Source organism: Pedobacter sp. 01N416 (assembly GCF_056399685.1).
Map to the genome: position 1 here is coordinate 1 of NZ_JBFTRT010000831.1, position 1,556 is coordinate 1,556.

The window sequence follows — 1,556 nt, forward strand, 5'->3', positions numbered from 1 at the left end:
GGTACGGTACAGCATGATGTTGCTGGTTATAATTATCAGTTGCACAGTGCTATAGCAGATCATCAAAGAGTACCTTCCAGGATCATTGTTCAAACAGAATCCTATCCCAGAGATGCTTTTGCCAATTGGAAACTTGTAAATAACAATAGCTATATCATCGGAGACTTTGTTTGGACTGCACTCGACTACCTTGGCGAATCGGGCATAGGCCGTTATTATTATTCGGGTGAGGTACCCGGTGAGCATTGGGAGAATACTTTTTTTCCATGGCATGGCGCTTACTGCGGCGATATTGACCTGACCGGATGGCGGAAACCCATTTCCCATTACCGGAGCATGTTGTATAACGATAATGAAAAACTCTATATGGCCGTCCGTGAACCAGCCCCGGAACCATTGGAAATCAAAGAAACATTGTGGTCGGTATGGCCAACCTGGGAAAGCTGGACATGGCCGGGATATGAGGGTAAACAGCTTCAGGTTGAGGTTTATTCCAAATATCCTGTGGTTCGTTTATACCTTAATAAAAAACTGATAGGAGAGCAGGAAACCAGCATAGTTCAAGAGTTTAAGGCTGTTTTTACCGTTCCCTACGCTGCTGGAGAATTGCTTGCTGTTGGTGTTCAGGATAGTAAAGAAGTGAAAAAAGCCACACTCAGAACCTCGGCAAACACGGCGAGGATAAAGCTCACGGCAGATCGCAGTGAAATCAGTGCAAATGGACAAGACTTGGTATTTGTAACTGTTGAGCTGACCGATAAAAACGGTGTGTTGCAGCCAAATTCTGAAAACAGGGTAAATTTTGAGATTGAGGGTCCAGGGAAGGTTATTGGAGTAGACAATGCGAACCTGAAAGATGAAGATCCCTATGTTTCCAACTCACGTAGGGCATGGAAAGGGCGGGCGCTGGTGGTCATCAAAAGTACCAAAAGCACTGGAACGATAAAGTTAAAGGCAAGCGCTCCGGGCCTGGCCGATGCTGTGGTTGTAGTTCGCTCATCTCCAGAAGCAATTCAGCATACACTTCGTTATTAACTATAACGTATTGAAATTAAAAAAGAAAGGGTTGCTTCAAAAAGAGCAACCTTCTTCAAAAATGTGTAAGGTTCCCATTCGTACCCGGAGCGGGCATCGAACCCTTATGCCTTTGAAGCATCGCGACTTTAGGTCGGGACGTGTCCATCAGTTCCACCATCGACAACTAGCCTTTCGATATATTTACTGGTCTTTTCGACTTGATTTCAAGTTCTCTCTGTACAGCTTCTGCTCGACTAGGAAAATATTCTTGGTAAACAATAGTCCACGGACCTTTACCTCTGGTTGAAGTTACCTGGCCTTTATTATGCCGAAGAAGTCTTTTGTTAATATCTTCGGTATGCCCAATATAAAATTTCCCGATTTTCTCAGAATGTGGATCAATACCAAAAGTTGTGGAGGACGGTAAAAACAAATAGCTTTGCATTTTACTATTTCACTTTATATGACTTCCCCTGCAGCCTCTTTACTTAAATTGTTCTTACCAGATTTTATACTAGCAAACTTTACTATTACCGGTG

The 1,556-nt window shown here is 43.3% G+C and carries 2 protein-coding genes; one reads left to right on the forward strand and one right to left on the reverse strand.

Annotated elements, in window-relative coordinates; all coding sequences use genetic code 11:
* On the forward strand, nt 1–1,035 hold a 1,035-nt coding region (locus AC1DND_RS27625; RefSeq protein WP_477586025.1), incomplete at its 5' end, for a DUF4982 domain-containing protein.
* A 166-nt stretch (nt 1,036–1,201) separates the two neighbouring features.
* On the opposite strand, the gene AC1DND_RS27630 is transcribed toward AC1DND_RS27625, so the two are convergent.
* Nucleotides 1,202–1,462: a GIY-YIG nuclease family protein gene (locus AC1DND_RS27630; protein WP_477586027.1), complete on the reverse strand. Its 261-nt coding sequence runs from the start codon at nt 1,460–1,462 to the stop codon at nt 1,202–1,204.
* Nucleotides 1,463–1,556 lie beyond the last annotated feature (94 nt).

What these genes read in the sequence shown, in the direction of transcription:
- AC1DND_RS27630 (WP_477586027.1), bottom strand. Translation starts at nt 1,462, where the DNA reads ATGCAAAGCTATTTGTTTTTACCGTCCTCCACAACTTTTGGTATTGAT.